General features: G+C 73.1%; 20 protein-coding genes and 1 pseudogene. 5 read left to right on the top strand and 16 right to left on the bottom strand.

The genetic code is table 11. The annotated features are described in order from the left end of the window. Nucleotides 1-59: 59 nt before the first annotated feature. On the bottom strand, nucleotides 60-1,043 hold the full coding sequence (locus IF83_RS0115845; protein ID WP_030544836.1) for an aldo/keto reductase: 984 nt from the start codon (nucleotides 1,041-1,043) through the stop codon (nucleotides 60-62). Between the two features lie 181 nt (nucleotides 1,044-1,224). On the opposite strand from IF83_RS0115845, the gene IF83_RS0115840 reads away from it, so the two are divergent. After that, nucleotides 1,225-2,490 (top strand): ATP-grasp domain-containing protein, encoded by a 1,266-nt coding sequence (locus IF83_RS0115840; protein WP_051722810.1) that lies wholly within the window; start codon nucleotides 1,225-1,227, stop codon nucleotides 2,488-2,490. Between the two features lie 3 nt (nucleotides 2,491-2,493). Next, nucleotides 2,494-4,521 (top strand): CocE/NonD family hydrolase, encoded by a 2,028-nt coding sequence (locus tag IF83_RS0115835; protein ID WP_030544834.1) that lies wholly within the window; start codon nucleotides 2,494-2,496, stop codon nucleotides 4,519-4,521. Nucleotides 4,522-4,588: 67 nt separating this feature from the next. Here IF83_RS0115835 and IF83_RS0115830 read toward each other — a convergent pair whose 3' ends face one another. The 3 genes from IF83_RS0115830 to IF83_RS0115820 form a co-directional block, all read right to left on the bottom strand. Further along, complete coding sequence (locus IF83_RS0115830; RefSeq protein ID WP_051722809.1) at nucleotides 4,589-5,500, bottom strand: helix-turn-helix domain-containing protein; 912 nt, start codon at nucleotides 5,498-5,500, stop codon at nucleotides 4,589-4,591. 82 nt (nucleotides 5,501-5,582) lie between these two features. Then, on the bottom strand, nucleotides 5,583-5,843 hold the full coding sequence (locus tag IF83_RS0115825; protein ID WP_030544832.1) for a DUF397 domain-containing protein: 261 nt from the start codon (nucleotides 5,841-5,843) through the stop codon (nucleotides 5,583-5,585). Nucleotides 5,844-6,005: 162 nt separating this feature from the next. Then, complete coding sequence (locus IF83_RS0115820) at nucleotides 6,006-6,848, bottom strand: SAM-dependent methyltransferase (RefSeq protein ID WP_030544831.1); 843 nt, start codon at nucleotides 6,846-6,848, stop codon at nucleotides 6,006-6,008. A 175-nt stretch (nucleotides 6,849-7,023) separates the two neighbouring features. Here IF83_RS0115820 and IF83_RS0115815 point away from each other — a divergent pair, with 175 nt between their 5' ends. Next, on the top strand, nucleotides 7,024-7,797 hold the full coding sequence (locus tag IF83_RS0115815; protein ID WP_051722808.1) for a class I SAM-dependent methyltransferase: 774 nt from the start codon (nucleotides 7,024-7,026) through the stop codon (nucleotides 7,795-7,797). 70 nt (nucleotides 7,798-7,867) lie between these two features. On the opposite strand, the gene IF83_RS0115810 is transcribed toward IF83_RS0115815, so the two are convergent. The 3 genes from IF83_RS0115810 to IF83_RS0115800 form a co-directional block, all read right to left on the bottom strand. Continuing rightward, nucleotides 7,868-8,254: a DUF2267 domain-containing protein gene (locus IF83_RS0115810; protein WP_030544829.1), complete on the bottom strand. Its 387-nt coding sequence runs from the start codon at nucleotides 8,252-8,254 to the stop codon at nucleotides 7,868-7,870. A gap of 259 nt (nucleotides 8,255-8,513) precedes the next feature. Beyond that, nucleotides 8,514-8,693: a hypothetical protein gene (locus tag IF83_RS0115805; protein ID WP_030544828.1), complete on the bottom strand. Its 180-nt coding sequence runs from the start codon at nucleotides 8,691-8,693 to the stop codon at nucleotides 8,514-8,516. A 30-nt stretch (nucleotides 8,694-8,723) separates the two neighbouring features. Next, nucleotides 8,724-9,077, bottom strand: coding sequence for a PRC-barrel domain-containing protein (locus IF83_RS0115800; RefSeq protein WP_030544827.1), 354 nt, complete (start codon nucleotides 9,075-9,077; stop codon nucleotides 8,724-8,726). 224 nt (nucleotides 9,078-9,301) lie between these two features. On the opposite strand from IF83_RS0115800, the gene IF83_RS0115795 reads away from it, so the two are divergent. Continuing rightward, a complete protein-coding gene (locus IF83_RS0115795; protein WP_158711048.1) occupies nucleotides 9,302-9,604 on the top strand; it encodes a hypothetical protein in 303 nt (100 codons plus the stop codon). A gap of 85 nt (nucleotides 9,605-9,689) precedes the next feature. Here the strand turns inward: IF83_RS0115795 and IF83_RS0115790 are convergent, their stop codons facing one another. The 6 genes and pseudogenes from IF83_RS0115790 to IF83_RS0115765 all read right to left on the bottom strand — a co-directional run bounded on the left by IF83_RS0115790 (nucleotide 9,690) and on the right by IF83_RS0115765 (nucleotide 15,497). Beyond that, on the bottom strand, nucleotides 9,690-10,079 hold the full coding sequence (locus IF83_RS0115790; RefSeq protein WP_051722807.1) for a DUF2267 domain-containing protein: 390 nt from the start codon (nucleotides 10,077-10,079) through the stop codon (nucleotides 9,690-9,692). A 154-nt stretch (nucleotides 10,080-10,233) separates the two neighbouring features. Further along, nucleotides 10,234-10,656, bottom strand: a complete 423-nt coding sequence (locus tag IF83_RS0115785) for an Hsp20/alpha crystallin family protein (protein WP_030544824.1) — start codon at nucleotides 10,654-10,656, stop codon at nucleotides 10,234-10,236. 238 nt (nucleotides 10,657-10,894) lie between these two features. Further along, a pseudogene (locus IF83_RS0115780) lies at nucleotides 10,895-11,599 on the bottom strand (MerR family transcriptional regulator); the annotation flags it as partial. A gap of 57 nt (nucleotides 11,600-11,656) precedes the next feature. After that, nucleotides 11,657-12,913, bottom strand: coding sequence for a glucarate dehydratase family protein (locus IF83_RS0115775; RefSeq protein ID WP_030544822.1), 1,257 nt, complete (start codon nucleotides 12,911-12,913; stop codon nucleotides 11,657-11,659). Then, entirely contained in the window at nucleotides 12,910-13,854 is a 945-nt protein-coding gene (locus IF83_RS0115770; protein WP_030544821.1) for a 5-dehydro-4-deoxyglucarate dehydratase, read from the bottom strand. Before IF83_RS0115770 ends, IF83_RS0115775 begins: the two co-directional genes overlap by 4 nt. A gap of 119 nt (nucleotides 13,855-13,973) precedes the next feature. Further along, a complete protein-coding gene (locus IF83_RS0115765) occupies nucleotides 13,974-15,497 on the bottom strand; it encodes a sodium:solute symporter family protein (protein ID WP_030544820.1) in 1,524 nt (507 codons plus the stop codon). A 133-nt stretch (nucleotides 15,498-15,630) separates the two neighbouring features. Here IF83_RS0115765 and IF83_RS0115760 point away from each other — a divergent pair, with 133 nt between their 5' ends. Next, on the top strand, nucleotides 15,631-16,485 hold the full coding sequence (locus IF83_RS0115760; protein WP_030544819.1) for an IclR family transcriptional regulator: 855 nt from the start codon (nucleotides 15,631-15,633) through the stop codon (nucleotides 16,483-16,485). 170 nt (nucleotides 16,486-16,655) lie between these two features. Here IF83_RS0115760 and IF83_RS0115755 read toward each other — a convergent pair whose 3' ends face one another. From IF83_RS0115755 to IF83_RS0115745, 3 genes are all read right to left on the bottom strand, one after another. Next, nucleotides 16,656-17,750 (bottom strand): S1 family peptidase, encoded by a 1,095-nt coding sequence (locus tag IF83_RS0115755; protein ID WP_030544818.1) that lies wholly within the window; start codon nucleotides 17,748-17,750, stop codon nucleotides 16,656-16,658. 283 nt (nucleotides 17,751-18,033) lie between these two features. Further along, the gene (locus IF83_RS30275) at nucleotides 18,034-19,095 is read right to left on the bottom strand and encodes a hypothetical protein (protein ID WP_037680118.1); all 1,062 of its coding nucleotides are present in this window, start codon (nucleotides 19,093-19,095) and stop codon (nucleotides 18,034-18,036) included. A gap of 12 nt (nucleotides 19,096-19,107) precedes the next feature. Then, nucleotides 19,108-19,884, bottom strand: coding sequence for an alpha/beta fold hydrolase (locus IF83_RS0115745; RefSeq protein WP_078843509.1), 777 nt, complete (start codon nucleotides 19,882-19,884; stop codon nucleotides 19,108-19,110). Nucleotides 19,885-19,935: the final 51 nt, after the last annotated feature.

The raw sequence follows: 19,935 nt of genomic DNA, 5'->3' as shown, positions 1-19,935 counted from the left end.
AGCGGGGCGGGCGGGCGCCGCGCCGCCCGTGTCACCGGCGGGAACTCACCAACGAGCGGTCACCAGCGGCCGTGCACCTGCGTGCGGATGTGCCGGTCGTACAGCTCGCCGACCGCGTCCAGGGTGGCCCGCGACAGCGGCGGCAGCGCGGCGGCCTCCGCGTTCGCCCGCGCCTGCTCGGGCGAACGGGCGCCGGGGATCACCGACGTGACGCCGGGCTGCTGGATGATCCAGCGGAGCGCCGTCTGGGCCGGTGTGGCGCCCTCGGGGGCCAGCTCCGCGAACTCGGCGGCGGCTTCGACCCCGGTGGCGAAGTCCACACCCGAGAAGGTCTCGCCCTGGTCGAACGCCTCACCGTGGCGGTTGTACGTCCGGTGGTCGTCCGCGGAGAAGACGGTGTCCCGGGTGTAGCGGCCGGACAGCAGCCCGGAGGCCAGCGGCACCCGGGCGATGATGCCCACGCCGGCCTCGGCGGCGGCGGGGAGGACCCGCTCCAGCGGCTTGAGCCGGAACGGGTTGAGGATGATCTGCACGCTCGCCGTCCCCGGCCGGGCGATGGCGGCCAGCGCCTCCTCGCAGGTCTCGACGCTCACCGCGTACGCGGCCACCCGCTTCTCGGCCACCAGGGTGTCGAGGGCGTCGAAGACGGCGTCCGAGGAGTACACCGGGGTGGGCGGGCAGTGGAGCTGCACCAGGTCGAGGGTGTCCACGCCCAGGTTGGCCCGTGAACGGTCGGTCCAGGCGCGGAAGTTGTCCAGGTTGTAGTGCTCGGGAAGCTGCTCCGCCCGGCGGCCCATCTTGGTGGCGGTGAAGATCCCGGCGTCGGGGCGCTCGCGGAGATACCGGCCGATCAGCTGCTCGCTGCGGCCGTCACCGTACACGTCCGCCGTGTCGAAGAAGGTGACGCCGGACTCCACCGCGGCGTCCAGCACGGCGAGGGCGTCCTCCTCCCGGACCTCGCCCCAGTCCGCTCCGAGCTGCCATGTTCCCAGTCCGACGACGGACACCTCGCGGCCCGTCCTGCCCAGTACTCGCTGTTCCATGGGTTCGATCCTACGTTCGCCCAAGCGGGTCCGGACCGGCCGGCGGAGCGGCGGCGCGGCCGGGGCGGGGCCGCTGACCGGGAAGATTGCGCCGTGAAGGCCAGGGTAGCCGCAGCGTTTGTACGGAGTTTTCCACAGGGCGGAGGCACTGGTGAGCCAAGCGAATATTTTCGTCATCGGGATGGACGAGGGAAATCTGGACACGCTCGAGGACGTCCCGCTGGCCGTGAACTATCGTTTCCATCCCCTGCTGACCATTCAGGAACTCCAGGTCGGCGACATTCCCGTGGTGGAACTGATCGAAAAGGCGCAGGCGCAGCTCGACGCGTTCGAGGGAAGCATCGACGCCATCGTCGGCTACTGGGACTTCCCGGTGAGCACGCTCGTGCCCATTCTCTGCGAGCGCTATGGACTGCACAGCACGAGCCTGGAATCCATCGTCAAGTGCGAGCACAAGTACTGGAGCCGGCTGGAGCAGCGGAAGGTCATCGACGAGCACCCGCGATTCGCGGTGCTGGACCCCTTCTCGGAGCCCGAGCCGCCCGCGGGCCTGTCCTTCCCGATGTGGCTCAAGCCGGTCAAGTCCTTCTCCTCCGAGCTGGCCTTCGGCGTCAAGGACGAGAAGGAGTTCCACGCGGCGATCGGCGAGATACGCGAGGGCATTTCCCGCATCGGAAAGCCCTTCGAGTACATCCTCGACAAGCTGGAACTGCCCGCGGAGGTCGAGGAAGCCGGCGGGCAGGCGTGTCTGGCCGAGGAGTCGCTGAGCGGCGAGCAGTTCGCCGCCGAGGGCTACGTCCACAACGGCGAGGTCACCGTGTACGGCGTCCTCGACTCCGTCAACTACCCGGACTCCCCCTGCTTCCTCCGCCACCAGTACCCCTCCCAGCTGCTGCCCGGGTCCGTCGTGGAGCGGATCAAGGACGTGTCGAAGCGGGTCATCACGCAGATCGGGATGGATTCCGCGACGTTCAGCATCGAATACTTCTACGACAAGGAGACCGATGAGCTGAATCTGCTGGAGATCAATCCACGGCATTCGCAGTCGCACGCCGAGATGTTCGAGTTCGTCGACGGCGTGCCCAACCACCACTGCATGCTCAGCCTGGCTCTCGGGCAGGATCCGCGCCTGCCGCAGGGCGAGGGCCCGTACGAGGTGGCCGCCAAGTGGTACTACCGGCGCTTCGAGGACGGTGTGGCGCGGCGGGTGCCGACGGAAGAGGAGATCGAGCGCCTGCAGGAGGAGATCCCCGGGGTCAAGATCGAGATCGTGCCCGAGAAGGGACAGCGGCTCTCGGACCTCCCGGGCCAGGACAGCTACAGCTTCGAACTCGCCCACCTCTTCATCGGCGCGGACAGCGAGGAAGAGCTCTGCGAGAAGTACGACCGGTGTGTGGCGGCGCTTCCCTTCGAATTCGACGCCGCACCCGAGGAGGAGCGCGACTGATTCATGCGAGCCGTCACCAGCCTGCCCTGCGCGATCAAGGAAGAAGAGCACGTTTGGATCCCGGCCTCGGACGGCACCCGGCTGTCGGCCCGGATCTGGCGGCCGACCGCCTCGGACGACGAGCCGGTGCCCGCGGTGCTGGAGTACATCCCGTACCGCAAGCGTGACCTCAGCTCCGTGCGCGATTCCATCCACCACCCCTATATGGCCGGTCACGGCTACGCCTGCGTCCGGGTGGACATCCGCGGCACCGGCGAGTCCGAGGGCGTGCTCACCGACGAGTACCTGGAGGTGGAGCAGACCGACGCCGAGGACGTCCTCGCCTGGCTCGCCGAGCAGCCCTGGTGCGACGGCCGCACCGGCATGATGGGCATCTCCTGGGGGGCGTTCAGCGCCCTCCAGGTCGCGGCCCGCCGGCCGCCGAGCCTCCGGGCGATCGTCATCGCGTCGTTCACCGACGACCGGTACGCCGACGACATGCACTACATGGGCGGCTGTCTGCTCTCGGACAACCTGGCCGAGGCGGGCACCATGTTCGCCTACGCCACCTGCCCCCCGGACCCCGCCCTCGTCGGGGACCGCTGGCGCGACATGTGGCGGGAGCGCCTGGAGAACGCCCGCCCCTGGGCCCTGGAGTGGCTGCGCCACCAGCGGCGCGACGCGTACTGGCGGCACGCCTCGGTCTGCGAGGACTACTCCGCCGTGCAGGTGCCGGTGCTGGCCTCCAGCGGCTGGGCGGACGGCTACTCCAACGCCGTGACCCGGCTGCTGGAGAACCTGGAAGTCCCCCGCCGCGGACTGATCGGCCCCTGGTCGCACAAGTACCCGCACCTCGGCGAGCCGGGCCCGGCCATCGGCTACCTCCAGGAGGTCGTCCGCTGGTGGGACCACTGGCTCAAGGGCGTGGACAACGAGGCCATGGACGGGCCGATGCTGCGCACCTGGATGCAGGAGAGCGTGCCGCCCTCCACCTCCTACGAGGAACGCCCCGGCCGTTGGGTCGGCGAGCCGGCCTGGCCCTCGCCGCACATCGAGCGGCTGTCCCATCCGCTGAGCCCGCACCGGATCGGCGCGCCGGGCGAGACGGTGGCCGGCGAGACGGAGATGACGGTGCAGTCGCCGCTGTCCGTCGGGCAGTTCGCCGGCAAGTGGGCCTCGTACAACGCCCCGCCGGACCTGCCCTACGACCAGCGGGAGGAGGACGGCGGGTCGATGGTCTTCGACACCGACCCGCTGCCCGAGCGGCTGGAGATCCTGGGCGCGCCGACGGTGGAACTCGACCTGTCCGTCAGCGAGCCGGTGGCGATGGTGGCGGCGCGCCTGTCGGACGTGGCACCGGACGGCCGCGCCACCCGCGTCAGCTACGGGCTGCTGAACCTCACCCGCCGGGACGGCCGGGCGGCGCCGGAGCCGCTGGTGCCCGGGGAGCGCTACCGGGCGGTGGTACAGCTCAACGGCACGGCGCAGGCCTTCCCGCCGGGGCACCGGATCCGGCTGTCGCTGTCCACCTCGTACTGGCCGCTGGCCTGGCCGCCGCCGCGGCCGGTGCTGCTGACGGTGCACTCCGGCTCCAGCGCGCTGACGCTGCCGGTGCGCCCCGCCGCCGAGCCGGACGAGGTCACGGCGCGGCCCTTCGACGAGCCGGAGGGCACGCCTCCGCCGGCGACCACCCAGGTGTCCCCGCCGGAGCAGCGCTGGACCGTCTCCCGCGACCTCGTCGGCTACAACGCCTCACTGGAGATCGTCAAGGACAACGGCACCGTGCGCTACGAGGACATCGGCCTCGAAGCGAGCCGCCGCGCCTACGAGCGGTACGACTCGGTCGCCGACGACTTCCAGTCGGTGCGCGGCGAGTCGGCCTGGACGATGACGTTCCGCCGGGACGACTGGGAGGTGCGGACCGTGACCCGTACGGTGCTCCGCTCCACCGAGGAGGAGTTCCTGCTCCACGCGACGCTCGACGGCTACGAGGGCGAGGAGCGGGTGTTCTCCCGCACCTGGAACGAGACGGTGCCCCGCGACCACCTCTGAGCGGGCTCTCCGGCGCGGCGCCCGGCGGGATCACTCCCCGCCGGGCGCCGGGGTGCAGGGGTGCCGGTCAGAACTCCCGCTCGAGCAGGGCCCGGAGGAACTCCCGGCTCTCCTCCGGGGGTTCGGCCTCCGCGCACAGCCGCTCCATGATCAGCCCGTACTGGTCGACGTCCTCCCGCTTGTCGAGGTACACCGCTCCGGTCAACTGTTCCAGATAGACCTTGTCGGGGAGGTCCGGCTCCGGGAAGCGCAGCAGGGTGACGGGGGTGCCGGCGGCGGCGTTCGCGCCGACGCTGAACGGCGCCACCTGCAGCGACACGCTCGGCAGCTCGGTCACCGCCAGCAGGTGCTCCAGCTGCGCGCGCATCACCGCCGTGCCGCCGAAGGGCCGGCGCAGCACGGCCTCGTCCACGACGGCCCAGAGCTTGGGGGCGTTCGGACGGGTGAGCAGCCGCTGCCGGGCGAGCCGCAGGTCCACCAGGCGGTCGATCTTGCGCTCGGGGGCGTCCGGGTAGCCGAGCCGGGTCACGGCCCGCGCGTAGGGCTCGGTCTGGAGGAGGCCGGGGAGGAACTGCACCTCGTAGGTGCGGATGAGCGAGGCGGACTCCTCCAGGCCGATGTGCAGTTCGAACCAGTCCTCCAGGACGTCGCTGTACTCGTGCCACCAGCCGGGGCGGTTGGCCCTGCGGCCGAGGGCGAGGTAGTCCGAGCGCTCGTCGGGGTCGGTGACGCCGTAGAGGGTGAGCAGATCCTCCAGATCGCGGATCTTGAAGCCCACCTGGCCGCGTTCGAGACGGCTGATCTTCGCGTGCGAGGCGCGGATGGCGCGGCCGGCCGTCTCGGGGGTGATACCGCGTTCCCTGCGCAGCCGCCGCAGCTGGGCACCGACGACGATCCGCAGCACGGTGGGCCCGGCCTCGGGCCGGTCCAGATAGCGCCGTACGGGGAAGGCCTCGTCCGCTCCGGTGGGTGTGGTCACCGCGGCACCTCCGGCACGGTGCGCGGGCGCCCGGCCCCGGGGAGGCGGCGCTCGGCGGCACTCCGGGCGGCCACCCGACCGGTCACACCGGCTGCTCTCCGCGCGCGAGGGCGTCGAAGTCCCCGTCCTTGGCCCCGCGCAGGAAGGCCGCCATCTCCGCCCGGGTCCAGACCAGCACGGGGCCTCCCGGGTAACGGGAGTTGCGCACCGCGATCCTGCCCCCGGGCAGGGCCGCGAGTTCCACGCAGTTGCCGCCCGGCGCGCTGCGGTGGCTTTTCCTCCATACCGCGTTCTCCATGTCGTCCGCCCGGTCGGGCCGTTCGCCGTCGCCGGTCCCCGCCATCCCAGCCTCCTCCGCCGGTGGGCGGACGGCTCCGCGCCCGCCCCGGAAGCCCGCCGCACGGGCCCTCATATGCCGCACACGAGACTGTAAGTGCGGCGGCGTGCACCGCACCAGCCGGGCACGGCGGCCGGAAGCGCCCCTCCGCGCGCGGCGTGCGCCGGGTCAGGGTTTGCGGGCGACGCCCACGTAGAGCGGGATGTCGGTGTCCGCGAGGGTGTCCGCCCCCACATCGACCGGATCGGGGCGCCAGCGGTGGACGATCCGGAGGCCCGGCTCGACGAGTTCGAGACCGTCGAAGAAGCGCAGCACCTCTCCCTTGCTGCGCGGCGTGACGTTCGACCCCTTGGCCTTGAAGTTGTCCGAAACCTTTTTGAGCGTGGCCGGTTCAAAGTCGTTCGTGGCGTGGCTCAGCACGAGATGACTGCCGGAGGGAAGATCCCGGAGGAGGCGGCCCACGATGCCGTGCGGGTCGGCGTGCTCCGGAAGCCAGTGCAGGACGGCCACCAGGGTCACCGCGACGGGCCGGCCGAGATCGAGCGTCGCGCGCAGCCGGGGGTGCCTCAGGATGCCCTCGGGGTCGCACAGGTCGGCCTCGATGTAGGCGGTCCGGCCCTCGGGGGTGCTCTCGTGCAGGGCGCGCGAATGGGCCAGCACGATGGGGTCGTTGTCGGTGTAGACGACCCGGCAGGCGGGGTCGGCCTGCTGGACGACCTCGTGGAGGTTGGGCGGGGTCGGGATGCCGGTCCCGATGTCGAGGAACTGGCGGACCCCGGCCTCCCGGGCCAGATACCGCACGGCCCGGTGCATGAAGGCCCGGTTCTGATGCGCCATCAGACCAGCCACCGGCATGGTCTCCAGGAGTTGCTCGGCCGCCTTCCGGTCCTCCGGGTAGTTGGTCTTGCCGCCCAGCAGGACGTCGTACACGCGCGCGGCGTGGGGCCGGTCGGTGTGGAGTTCGACCGGTGGCCTGGACCGGGCCCGCATCCATTCCTCCGCGTCCGTCATGCGCCGCTCCCTCCCCGCCGCCCGATGCCGGACGGACCGTCAACTATGTTGCGCAGCCTACTGTGTTGACCTCCTCGACGGGCGTGCTCCGGCGGACCGGCCATCACGCGGGCGAGCCGAAGCGGTACTCCTGATTCCGTTTGACCGGCACCCCCTCCGGGGAACCCCTGGGGCCATGACCACACTCCAGGACGGCGCCCTCGCCGCCGCCTTCGACCGGGCCTCGGGCTCGTACGACCGTCTCGTCGCCGCCAACCCGGGCTACCACGCCCATCTGCGGCTGTCCGCTCGCCGGCTCGCACTGCCGGGGCAGGGGGCGGGGCTGCGGGTACTGGATCTGGGCTGCGGCACGGGCGCCTCGACGGCCGCGCTGCTCGCCGCCGCGCCGCGCGCCCGGATCACGGCGGTCGACGCCTCGGAGGGCATGCTGCGGCAGGCGGCCGCCAAGCGCTGGGACGGCGACGTCGAGTTCGTCCGGGCCGCCGCGGAGGATCTGCCGTGCGCGGGAGCGGAGGGCCCCTTCGACGCCGTCTTCGCGGCCTATCTGGTGCGGAACGTGGCGGACCCGGACGCCGTGCTGCGGACCCTCCGGGGGCTGCTGCGCCCGGGCGGGCGGCTGGCCGTGCACGAGTACACGCTGACCGGGAGCCCGTTCCACCGGCTGGTCTGGTCGGCGGTGTGCTGGGGGATCGTGATCCCGGCCGGGTCGCTGCCCAGGGGGGACGCCTCTCTCTACCGTCATCTGTGGCGCAGCGTGCTGGACTTCGACACCGCGGGCGCCTTCCGCGAACGGCTCGTGCGGGCCGGGCTGTCACCGGTGCGGACCGCCCCGGTGACGGGCTGGCAGCGCGGGATCGTGCACACCTTCCTGGCCCGGCGGCCGGGCGGTGGCGGGGACGCCGGGGGCGCCGGGGGCGGCGGCGGAGAGGGGCACGGGGTGGGCGCGTGAACCGCGGCAGGGCCCGGCACCTGCCCCGCCCCGGCGGGGGCGGGCCCCGGCGCGCCGTCGCCCGGGCGGGTCAGCCGGCCAGTTCGGGATAGCCGAAGAGGCCGGCGTACTCCGCGGGCAGCCGGCTGAGCAGCGCGTCCCGCTCCCCGCGGCCGATCCGGTCGGCCAGCGTGGAGAGCACCGCGCGAGTGGCCACCTCGGCGCCCTCCTCGTCCTCCCCGATGGCCTCGGCCACATGGGTGACGAACGTCCGCACCCCCCAGTCCCGGGCCGCCGCCTCCGCGTCGTTGATCATGTCCGCGAGCGGCTCGGGCAGTTGGTCGGCCAGGTGGCCCGCGGAATCGGGCGTCAGCCGGGTGCCCAGCGCGGTGAGGACGGCCCCGGTGACCATCTCCGCTTCGTCCGCGCTGTATCCGCCGCGCTCGCGCACGGCCGCGAGGAAAGCTCCGTACGGCATGGGATGGCTCACTCCTTGTGTGGGCGGATATCCGGGCCCGGTCGCGGGGAAGCCGGGCGGACCCGGGGCGATCGGACGGACCCGCGGCGATTCGCACCGTCCGCGGTGAATGTCCTTCTAGAGGTACCAGGGGCCACCCGCTTCAAACAGCTTTCGCCCGGCTGCCCGGCCCTCCCGGGGGACGCGGCGGGCGGTGGGTGCGGCGGGCGGCCGGCCGGGCCCGACGGCGCGTGCCGCCGGGCGCGGCGTCCGCCCGCGGTCACCGCCCCAGACGGTGCCGGGGCGGGTTCCGCCGCCGGCCCAGCCGCATGCCGAGCAGCACCAGGTTGACGAGGAAGACGGCCACTCCGATGACGAGCAGGATGAACAGCCCCTCGACGACCACACCGGCGATGCCGAGTCCGACGGCGACGATGACCAGGAACAGGAACAGGGCCATGAGGTTCTCCGATGCGACGCGCGAGGCGGTTCAGCGCCGGGCCAGCCGGCGTTCACCGGATCCGTGCTGGTAGGGGCGTTCGTAGTGGGCAAATACCGCCGCCTCCTCCTCGGCCGGGAGTTCGCCGTCCCGGTCGATCGAGGGCGCGCTCTTGACCTGCCTCTTCAGGACCCGGACCTTGACATGGCCCGGCCCGACGGTGGCCCCGTCCAGCGGGACGAACGCAAGCCGGCGCCGGGTCGGCAGGCCGACGAAGACGGTCGCGAAGGCCGGCTGGTCGGAGGAGGTGTCAACGTAGATCGACTCCAGTTCCCCGATCCTGCTGCCCTCGCTGTCCACCACGGCGTGGCCGCGCCAGTCCCTGATGTTCTCGGCCTCGAACATCGCATGTCCTCCGTCCTTCGCGGGCGCCGTCCGGTCCCGTCCCCTCCGTCCTATCCGGACCCGGCGCGATCCGCGCGCCGGGGAGGCGCGAGCGGCGGCGTCCATACGCCTGACGAGGTATCGGGACGGGAGCGGGCGGGCGGTTGGCCTGATCCGGCCCGTGGCCGGGCCACCCGTCCGGACGGTGGCCGGAAGCGAGTACCGCCAGGGCCTATGCTTTCCGGGTGGCGAACGAAGAAGTGCGGCGCCTGGCGCGGATACGCATGCGGGTGACGGGCGAGAGCTTCGAACAGGCTCTGGCCGCCCTGGAAGGCCGAGCCGCCGGCACCGGGCCCGAGGACCGGACGGACCCGGACCCCGGCGCGGAGGAAGCCGGGGAGCCGGGTGAGGCCGGGAGCGCGGCCGTCATCGACCTGGCCGGCCGGGAGAGAAGAGCGGGCGCGGCCCGCGAGACCCGGCGCCGTACGCCCGCCCGCCCGCGGAGAGCGCCCGGAGCGGCGAACGGACAGCAGGAGGAGCGGGGCTGACGAACCGTGCGGTCCGTCCGGCAGCCGCCGCCGGCCCGGCCGCCCCGGAGCGCGGTAGCGCCGGGAGGGCCGGGCCGGCTGCGGGTCACACGAGTTGCGCCCGGCCGAACAGCAGCGCGTAGCCGCCGGGGAGCCGGTCGATGATCCGGTCCAGCAGCTCACGGTCCGTCACATCGGCGAGGACGCTCAGGACCGAGCTGGTGTCCCAGCGGGCGGTCGCGGACGTCGCTCCCTCGACACGGGCGGCGATCCCGTCCACGAACTCCGCGGCGGTGAGCGGCCGGCTCGCCGACCGCTGCGCGACGAGCACCCGGGCCGCTTCCAGCGGCAGCCGGCGGGCCAGCAGATTCCGTTCCGCCCGGCCGAGCTGGCCGCCCAGGGCCGCGAGAACGTCCCGGATCACCCGTTCGGCTTCCCGCCGGGTCGGGTACTCCCCGCGTTCCCGGACCAGCTCGGCGAACTCACTCCAGCGCATGCGCGCGCTCCTCCTCTTTTCTCCTCACGACGAACGACGACTGGTGACTGACGACTGACGACGACTGAACGACGACGACGGCACACGGCACGGGCGGCACGGCACACAGGCCGGTGCCGCGGCCGTCACCGCGGCCGCGGCACCCCGTGGCGGTTCAGGAACGGATCTCCCTGCGCTCGCTGCCGCCCGAAATCTGGATCTTGCGCGGCTTGGCCTGCTCGGCGACGGGGATCCGGAGCGTCAGCACACCCGCCTCGTAGGAGGCTTCGATCCGCTCGGTGTCGAGCGTGTCACCGAGGAAGAGCTGGCGGCTGAAGCTGCCGGCGGGACGCTCGGCGGCGATCACTTCGGCGTCCTCGGGGGCCGGGGACCGGCGCTCGGCCCGCACGGTGAGGACGTTGCGCTCGACGTCGAGGTCGATGCTCTCGGGGTCGATCCCCGGAAGGTCGAAGTGGACGATGAAGTCCTCGCCCGACCGGTACGCGTCCATCGGCATGCCCGCGGGCCGGGTGACGCTGTTGAACATCTGCTGGGCGAACCGGTCCAGGTCGCGGAACGGGTCGGTACGCATGAGCATCACGGGTCATCTCCCTCCGTGTGGCACTGCTTGCGATGCCCTACACACTTCTTATATACACCGCACGAGAAAACTTGACAACCAGACGCTCAAGTCAGCTCTTTCCGCAGGTCAAACGGGTCTTTTGCAAGGTGGGACCCTGGGTCCCCGCTCCCCCGCTCCCCCGCCCCGCACCCCAACCACCCCGGCCGCCGGACGGAAACGGTTCCGTCCGGCGGCCGGGCCCGGCGGAGGGGTATCAGGCCGGGGTGACCGGTTCCTGGAGTTCGGTGACCCAGTGCTCGGGACCGCCCTCGCAGGAGAGGTAGAGCTCGCGGGGCGGGCCGGCGGAGCGGTGCCCGCTCGTGTCGATCCAGCGCGCCAGGGCCTGGACGGCGGGCATCACCTCGTCCATGGAGCCGCGGTGCACGACGGTCGCCGCCTTCTCCACCGCCGGGAGGTCCACGATGGCGAGGCCGTGGCCGCCGGGGACCGAGCCGACCTGTGCCGCGGCGTGGACGGTGACCGTCCCGTCGGGGTGTTCCTCGTAGAAGGCCAGGTCCGGGCCGGACGGGGTCACGCCCGCCGCGCCGAGCCGCTGGTGCAGTTCCCGGAAGAGCGGCTGGATCACCGGTCCGATGTCCTCCGGTCGGAACCCCGGTGCGACGGCGGTCAGTTCGGCCACGCGGACCGCCGGGAGGGATTTCACCACGATGTCGTCGGCGGGCATGTGCCCCTCGCTCTCGATGAGACGGAGCCTCGCCTCGGCCCGGGCGAGCCGGCCCGCCGCCGCCCGTGCCTCCTCCTCCAGTTCCGCGCGGCGCAGCCTGAGCATGCCGCGCAGTTCCTCGGCGCCGACGTCCTCGTCGAGGATCTGCCGCACCTGCCGGAGCGTGAAGCCGAGATCCTTGAGGGCCAGGACGCGGTTGAGCCGGGACAGCTGTCCCGCCTCGTAGGAGCGGTGCCTCGGGGGCGGGGCGCCCGCCCGCCGTGGGTGGTGCGGTGGACCGGGGTGCCGTGGTTACCAGCGTTCCGTGTTGGGCCGGAAGCCCTCCACGTAGCGGCGCATGTAGCGCGCGTCGTCGCGCTTCCTCAGACCGCAGCGGAGGTAGTCCTCGTGGGCCCGGGCGAGGGCGTCCTCGTCCAGTTCGACGCCGAGTCCCGGCCCTTCGGGCACCTTGACGGCCCCGTCGCGGAACTCCAGCGCCCCGGGGACGATGACGTCGGACTCCTTCCACGGCCAGTGGGTGTCGCAGGCGTAGCTGAGATGCGGGGTCGCGGCGGCCAGGTGGACCATCGCGGCGAGGCTGATCCCGAGGTGGCTGTTGGAGTGCATGGACAGGCCGATGCCGAAGGACCGGCAGAGGACGGAAAGGGCCTGGGTGTCGCGCAGGCCGCCCCAGAAGTGGTGGTCGGAGAGGACGACGCCCACGGCGTTCGCCCGGATGGCCGGTTCGAGGTCGTCGAAGCGGACCACGCACATATTGGTGGCGAGCGGCATGCCCGCCTGCTCGGCCACCCGTGCCATGCCGGCGATGCCGGGGGTCGGGTCCTCCAGGTATTCGAGGACGCCGTCCAGTTCGCGGGCCACCTCGATCGCGGTGTCGGGTTTCCAGGCGCCGTTGGGGTCGATGCGCAGCGGGTGGCCGGGGAAGGCGGCGGCGAGCGCCCGGATGCCCTCGGTCTCGTGCTCGGGCGGGAGGACACCGCCCTTGAGCTTCAGGGAGCGGAAGCCGTAGGTGTCCACCATGCGCCGGGCCTCGCCGACGAGGGCTTCCGGGGTGAGGACCTCGCCCCAGTCGTCGGGCTCCGCGTCCAGATGGGCGCCGTACTTGTAGAAGAGGTAGGCGGAGAACTCGACTTCGTCCCGGGCCCGGCCGCCGAGCAGGTCGCAGACGGGGCGGCCGAGGAGCCGCCCCTGGGCGTCGAGGGCGGCCACCTCGAAGAGCGAGTAGACGCTGGCGAGGGTCTTGCCGGTGGAGAAGCCGCCGGTGAGGCCGTGCAGATCGGTGTACACGGTCTCGCCGACGACGCGCTCGACGGTGCGCCGCAGACCCGGCAGGTCGAACACGTCCCAGCCGGTGAGCTGTTCGGCGACGCGGCGGGCCTGGGTGAGGAACGCCTCGTCGCCGTAGGACTCGCCGAGGCCGGTCACGCCGTCCTCGCCGACGAGCCGCAGCACGCTGCGCAGCGCGTACGGTTCGTGGACGCCCATGGCGTTGAGCAGCGGGGGGTCGGCGAAGGCGACGGGGGTGAGGAGGGCCTCCCGTATTCTCATCGGCCGCCCGCCTCCAGACCGGCGAGGACGCCGAGGCCGTGGTCGATGATCTGTTCCAGCCGCCGGAGCTGGCCGTCGGTGGGCTCGGCGAGCGGCGGCCGGACCGGGCCGACCTTCTGGCCGCGCAGCCGGGCGGCGGCCTTGACCAGGGAGACGGCGAACCCGGGGGTCTCGTCGCGGAGGGCCACCAGGGGCAGGTAGAAGCCGTTCAGCAGGGTGTCCATGGTGGCCCCGTCTCCCTCGGCCAGGGCCCGGTGGAAGCGCTGGGCGATCTCCGGTACGCAGCCGTGGACGGCGGAGGAGTAGCGCTCGACGCCGATGGCGGCGTAGGCGCGGGCGGACACCTCGGCGGTGGGCAGTCCGTTGAAGAAGAGGAAGTCCCGTCCCCGGCCGCCGGCGGCGCGGACCGCGGTGACGATCCGGCTCATCCGCTCGATGTCCCCGTGGCCGTCCTTGATGCCCGTCACGGAGGGGACGGAGAGCAGCGCGACGGCGGAACGCTCGGTGAGGACGGCGGTGGCGCGGTGGTAGACGATGACCGGAAGACCGGTGTCGCCGGCCGCGTACCGGACATGGGCGACGAGGCCGTCGGGCGGCCCGGTCACGAGGTACGGGGGCAGCAGCAGCACGCCGTCGGCCCCGGCCGCCGCGGCCGCCGCGACACCCGCGCGGGCGGTCGCGGCGCCGCCTCCGGCCCCGGCCCAGACGGGGACCCGTCCGCCGGCGACGTCGAGCGCGGTCCGTACCAGAGCGTTCAGCTCGTCCGGTGCGAGCGAGCTGTACTCGCCGGTACCGCACCCGACGAACAGGGCTCCGGCGCCCGCCGCCACATGGAATTCCACGTGGTCGGCGAAGGCGTCGAGGTCGAGTTCGAGGTCATCGGTGAAGGGGGTGAACGGAAAGGCCAGCAGGCCGTTCAGTTCTGCGGGGGACTGCGTCATCGGGTCCGTTCTCTCCTCGGGTCGGGTTCCGGCACGGGGGTTCCGGGCACGGGGGTTCCGGGCCGGCGGCCTCGGGCCGGGCGCGGGCGGACGCGGCCGGCGTCGGTTTCAGCCGTGCGTCATACGGCGACGACCGGGTCCTGGGACGAGCTCCCGGAGCCGCCGGGGCCCTCGTCCTCGTCCTTGCGGCCGGCCGTCTCGATGATCTCGTCCGCGCGTTCGCTCGGTTCGGGCGCGAGCAGGCCGAGCCCGGAGTAGAGGACCAGCGACACCAGGATGGGCGCGGCCACGATGGTCGTCTGCGTGCTGTCGAGCCCGTAGTAGACGAGCGCGTAGGTGGCGAGCCCGGCGGCCCAGGAGACCAGGGCGGCGCGGGAGCCGCAGCGGCGGAACCAGGGCAGCATGCCGAGCAGCAGCGGAATGGAGATCGGGCCCATGAGCGCGGCGACCCAGGAGACGACGATGGCCAGGACGCCGCCGAGGTTCTTCGCCTGGGTGGCGACGATCATGCTGAGGGCGATGAAGGAGAAGGTGGCGATCCGCGCGGCCAGCAGCTTCTCGCCCGGGGAGAAGTCGCGCGCCCGGCGCCACATCACGGGGAGCATGTCCCGGGTGATGACGGAGGAGATGGCGTTCGCGTCGGAGGCGACCATCGCCATGGTGTGCGAGAAGAAGCCGGCGAGGACGAGGCCGACCATGCCGGCGGGCAGCAGGGTCGTCGTCATCTCCGCGTAGGAGGTGGTGGGGTCCTCCAGGCCGGGGACGATCAGGGGCGCGGCGAACATCGGGATCATCAGGACGAACGGCCAGACCAGGTAGAGGGCGGAGGAGAGGACGGCTCCGCGCCGTGCGGCGTGCGTGCTCGGCGCGGCCATGTAGCGCTGCGCCAGGTTCCACATCCCGCCGTTGTACTCAAGGGTCTTCACCAGGATGTAGACCAGCAGGAAGACGGTGGTGTACTTCGACGTGGTGGGGCTGAGGTGACCCTCCGGCAGGTCGCCCCAGAAGGTGAACAGGGAGGAGAACCCGCCGAGTTTGCCGAGGACGACCCAGAGCATGACGAGTCCGGCGAGCCCTTGGATCAGGAACTGCCCGAAGTCGGTGAGGGCGTCGGCCCACAGTCCGCCCGCGGTGCAGTAGATCATGGTGACGGTGCCGGTGATGACGATGCCGAGCACCAGTGGCACTCCGGCGAAGGAGTTCAGCAGCACCGCGACCGCGAACCATTTCGAGGCCACGTCGAAGACCTTGAGCAGGCTGCCGCTCCAGGCGAGGGCCTGCTGGGTGGGGACGTTGTAACGGCGGGCCAGGTACTCGAGCGGTGAGGCGACGCCGAGCCGGGAGGAGAGCCGGTTCCAGCGGGCGGCGAAGAGCCAGCTGCCGATGCCGACCCCGATGCCGATGGTCGCGAACGCCCAGAAGTAGACGGTGATGCCGTCGGTGTACGCGACGCCGGCGAAGGCGACGAACATGACCGCGCTGTAGCCCGACATGTGATGCGAGATGCCCGCCAGCCACCAGGGCATCTTGCGGCCGGCGATGTAGAAGTCCCGGACGGTGCGGACCCTCCGGTGGGACCACCACCCGATGCCCACCATCACCAGGAAGTACCCGCTCACCATGATCCAGTCGAGTATGTGCACTGCAGCGACCCCTCTCAGATTTCACATATGTGAATGGAGTCACTCAGGCGGACAGAGTTCGCACACCTGAATGGCGTTCGGGGAAGCTAGTATGACGTGGATCACGTGTCAACGGTTCGGACAAAGGAGCACCATGCCGCGACCGACCGCCCCCTCGGCCGCCCCCTCGGCCGTTCCCCCGGCCGTTGCTCCGGCCGTCGCCCGCACCGGGCCGGCCGGGGACAGATCCGAACCGGCCGGGGTGAAATCGGCCCGCCGGGCCATCGATCTCCTGGAGACCTTCGCGGCCCACGACAGCTGGCTGACGCTCGGCGGGCTCCACGCCACGACCGGGCTCCCGCGCTCCAGCCTGCACGGCCTGCTGCGCACCCTCCACGAGTCCGGCTGGCTGGAGACCGACGGCGCCGGGGGCTACCGGCTCGGGGTGCGCGCCCTCATCTGCGGCACCGCCTACCTCGACCGCGACCCCGTCATCCCGTACGCCACCGAGGCGCTGGAGACCGTCCGCGACAAGACCGGTTTCACCGCGCACTACGCGCGCCGCGACGGCGGCCAGGTGGTCTATCTGGAGACCCGGGAGTCGCGCCGCCCCTCCCATCTGGTGTCCCGGGTCGGCCGCGCCCTGCCGGCGCACGCCACCGCTCTGGGCAAGGTCCTGCTGGCCGAACTCACCCAGGAGGAGATCGCCGGGCTGATGCCGGCCACCCTGCCCGCGCTGACCCCCAACACGCTCACCACCCCCGAGGCGCTGGAAGCGGCCTGCGCGGAGACCCGGGAACGGGGCTACGGCCTGGAGACGGAGGAGGGCACCCCGGGCGTACGCTGCGCCGCCGCGGTCGTCCCGTACCGCATCCCGGCCACCGACGCGATCAGCTGTTCCATGCCGACCGATCAGGTCACCGAGGAAGCGGTCGCCGGGGTGGGCGAGTTGCTGACCGAGGTGGCCGGGGATCTGGGCCGGCGGCTGCGGCGGGCCGGCATCCGCTGAGGCGGAGGCCCCCGCCCGCCTCCCGCCCGGCCCTATCCCCCCTCCCCCGCGCACCGGCACGCGGCGGACCCCGGCACGGGTGGTGTGCCGGGGTCCGCTCGCCGCCGGGGCCGCCCGGACGCGGGGACGGCGTTCCGGGGGCGGGCCGGTACCGGGGTGGGGCGGAGGCGTCAGCCGATGGTCACGCCGGTCGCCCGGACCGCGCCGGCCACCGGCTGGTAGTACGTCATCCCGCCCCGGGTGCAGTCGCCGATGCCGCCCGAGGTCAGGCCGAGCGCCGTCGTGCCGGCGAACAGCGGCCCGCCGCTGTCTCCGGGCTCCGCGCACATGTTCGTCTCGATCAGGCCGTGCACCGAGCCCTGCCGGTAGTTGACGGTGATACCGACGCCGGTGACCCTGCCGGTCCGCAGTCCGGAGGTGCTGCCTTTGTGCCGCGCCCGCTGACCGACCACCGGAGCGGCGGCCCGGGTGATCCGCTGCGTCTGCCCCCAGAACAGGCCGACCCGGCTGGGGGTCTCGACCAGCGAGGAGGTGATCCGGACCAGCGCGTAGTCCTCGCCCGGGAACCGTGCGTGCGTGACCACGCCGATCCGCGGTCCGCCGCGCGACGCGGACCAGCTCGTGCCCCGGCCGCCGCAGTGCCCGGCGGTCAGGAAGTGCGGGCTGCCGTTCACGGTGACGTTGAACCCCAGCGAACAGCGTTCCCGCCCCGTCCAGATGGGGTCACCGCCCATGATGAGCGGCCTCAGCTCATGGTCCGTCCGTTCGAGGGTGGCCATCGCGCCGAGCCGGTCGACGACGTCCCGGAGCCGGTCGAGCCGCACGCCCGTGACGGTGCGGTCGGCCGTGACGACAACCTTGTTCGCCCGGGGGTCGGCCGACCACGCCGTGCCCGGGATCGTGGCCCGCTCGCGCAGGACCCGCCGCGCGGCGTCGAGTTCGGCCGCCGAGTGCCGCACCAGCTTCGGCTCGGCACCGGCCGCGCGCACCGTGTCCGCGGCGCCTTCGGTGAGGACGTTGACCACCAGCCGCCCGCTTCCCGCTTCGTAATAGGCGCCCGCCGCCTCGTTCCCGAGCCGGCCGGCGAGCTGGGCCGAGAGGGCTCCGGCGGCGGCCGGGGAGATCACGGCCGGGGCGGGACGGGGTACGGCGGCGCCGGCCCGTGGAAGGGCCGGCGCCGTGAGGGCGAGGACCGCGGCGCCCGCGCCGGCGAGAACGGCACGGGTGCTCGGGCGCCGGGCGAACCGGGGAATACGGTGCTTCAACTCACGGCCTCCTGTGGGGGCGGGCCCGGCCGCGGGCGACGCGAGCGGGTCCTGAGGTGGTGGGTGCGCGGGGGGTGGACGGCAGCTCCCCGCAGCCGAGGGCCCGTTGTACACCCGATCCTGACGCGGCGCCGCCCCCGGCGCCCTGCCGCAATGCCAAACGGGTGATCAGGTCCCCCTTCCGGCGGGCGCGGCGCGCGTCGGGCCTCGCCGCGACGGCCGGCACGCCGAGTGCGCGCTCCTCCACGACGCCGCCGGGCAGGCGGGACTGTCGCAAGACGCCCTAGGGTGACGCGCCCGGCCGTCGTCTGCCGCGCCGGCCGGGGCGCGGCGCCGGGTCCGGGGCGAGCCGGTCGGCCTCGGCGCGGGCCGCCTCGGCCCGCTTGCGGTCCCGTTCGGCCGCCTGCCGCGCCCGCTGCGCCGGGCCGCGGGCCGCCCGCTCGGCCCGTTCCGCCGCCGAGAGCGAACGTTTCGCCCGCCGCAGCTCCTCCGTGAGCCCGTGCACCTGTTCGCGCGCCTCCCGCAACCGCTGCCGCGCGTCGGCGAGTTCGCGCTCGGCGGCGGTGGCCTCCTCCGCGCTGCCCCGCGCGGTACGGGCCAGTTCCTCCGCCTCCCCGCGCGCCTGCCGCAGCCGCTGACGCCGCTCGCGCTCGGCCCGTTCCTGGGCGCGGGCCCGTTCCGTTATGTCCGTGACCGACGCCCGCCGTTCCGAGCTCTCCGCGCCGTCCGCCTCCCCACCGGCCGCGTCCGCGCCGGGTCTGTCCCTGCCGGCCCCGTCCGCGCCGGATCCGCCGCCCGCGGCGCGCCGGCCGGAGGCGGACCCGCGGGCGGCGGACACGGCGGACGGCGGACGCAGCTGGTGGACGGTGGCCTCGGGAAGCACGCCGAAGCCCGCCGGCGGCGGGAAGGCCTTGGTCAGCCGGCCGCGGGCCAGTTGCCGGGCCGCGGCCGGGTCGGCGAGGGCCGCGTGCACGGTGTCCTCCACCTCGCGCAGCACGGCGTCCGACACCGGCCGGCCGGCGTCCGCCGTGAGCTGACCGGCCCGCCTGGCCAGCGCGGCCACCAACTGACGCTGCTGGCCGATGAGTTCGCGCAACCGGCCGGCACCGGACGGCTGCTGGTGCGCTATGCGCAGTTCCGCACCCAGCCGGAGCAGCGACTCGGTGCGGGACGCGTCCTCACGGACCAGCAGGTTGACGGCCCAGGCCGCCAGGGAGGGACGGCGCAACGCGCGGATCGCGCCGCGCTCGCCCCGGGGCGCTGCGGCCGCGGCCCGGTCGCGGGCCGCGATGAAGTCTCCCGGTGGCAGCGCGTAGAGCTCCTCGGCCAGCTCGTCGACACCCATGGGGACATGGTCTCAGGACGGGACGGATTTCGGCCGTCCGCCCGTGGCAGCTTCAGGACAACCGTGCCCGGCCGCTTGTGCCGGCCGGCCGGCCGTGCCCTCCGGCCGGAGGAAACGCAGGACCGCTTCGGTGAACTCGGCGGGCCGGGTGGCGTGCACCAGGTGTCCGGCCGGGACGGTGACCGTCCGGAAGTCCCGGATCCGTTCGGCCATGAGGCCGATCCGGTCCTGCGGCACCGGGCTCTGTGGTCCTCCGGCCACCGCGAGCACCGGGGCCGTGATGTCCCGCAGCCGGTCCCACCACCGCGGGTCCGGCCGGTCCATGCGGCGCCGTACGGCGGTCGCGGCCGCCCAGTCGAAGGGCAGCGGGCCGTCGGGCCGGGTGAACGGCGCCGGCTCGCGCGGGAGCGGCGCGGGCACGTCCTCCAGGACCAGCCGGGCGACCCGGTCCGGGTGGGCGGCGGCGAGCAGATACCCGACCACACCGCCCAGGGAGTGGCCGATGAGGTCCACCCGGCCGAGCCGGAGCGCGTCGAGGAAGCCGAGCACGTCGTCACGCATGGCCTCCACGGCGTAGTCGCCGGGCCAGTCGCTCCGCCCGTGGCCGCGCAGGTCCGGCGCGTGGACGTGCCAGTGGCGGGCGAAGCGGGCCGCCACCGCCTCCCAGTCCGCCGAGGTCTCCCCGAGGGCGTGGAGGAGCACCAGTGGCGGGGCGCCGGGGTCACCGGCGGTGCGGTAGGCGAGCCGGACGCCGGTGGTGCGGGCGACGACGCTGCTGTGTTCGGCCATGGGGCCGACCGTACGCGGCTGTTTCCCCTCGCCGTAAGGGAGTTCACCACC

Source organism: Streptomyces albus subsp. albus (assembly GCF_000719865.1).
GTDB lineage: Bacteria > Actinomycetota > Actinomycetes > Streptomycetales > Streptomycetaceae > Streptomyces > Streptomyces albus_E.
Note: the sequence above shows the minus strand (reverse complement) of the source record. Positions and strands in the feature narration are given on the sequence as shown.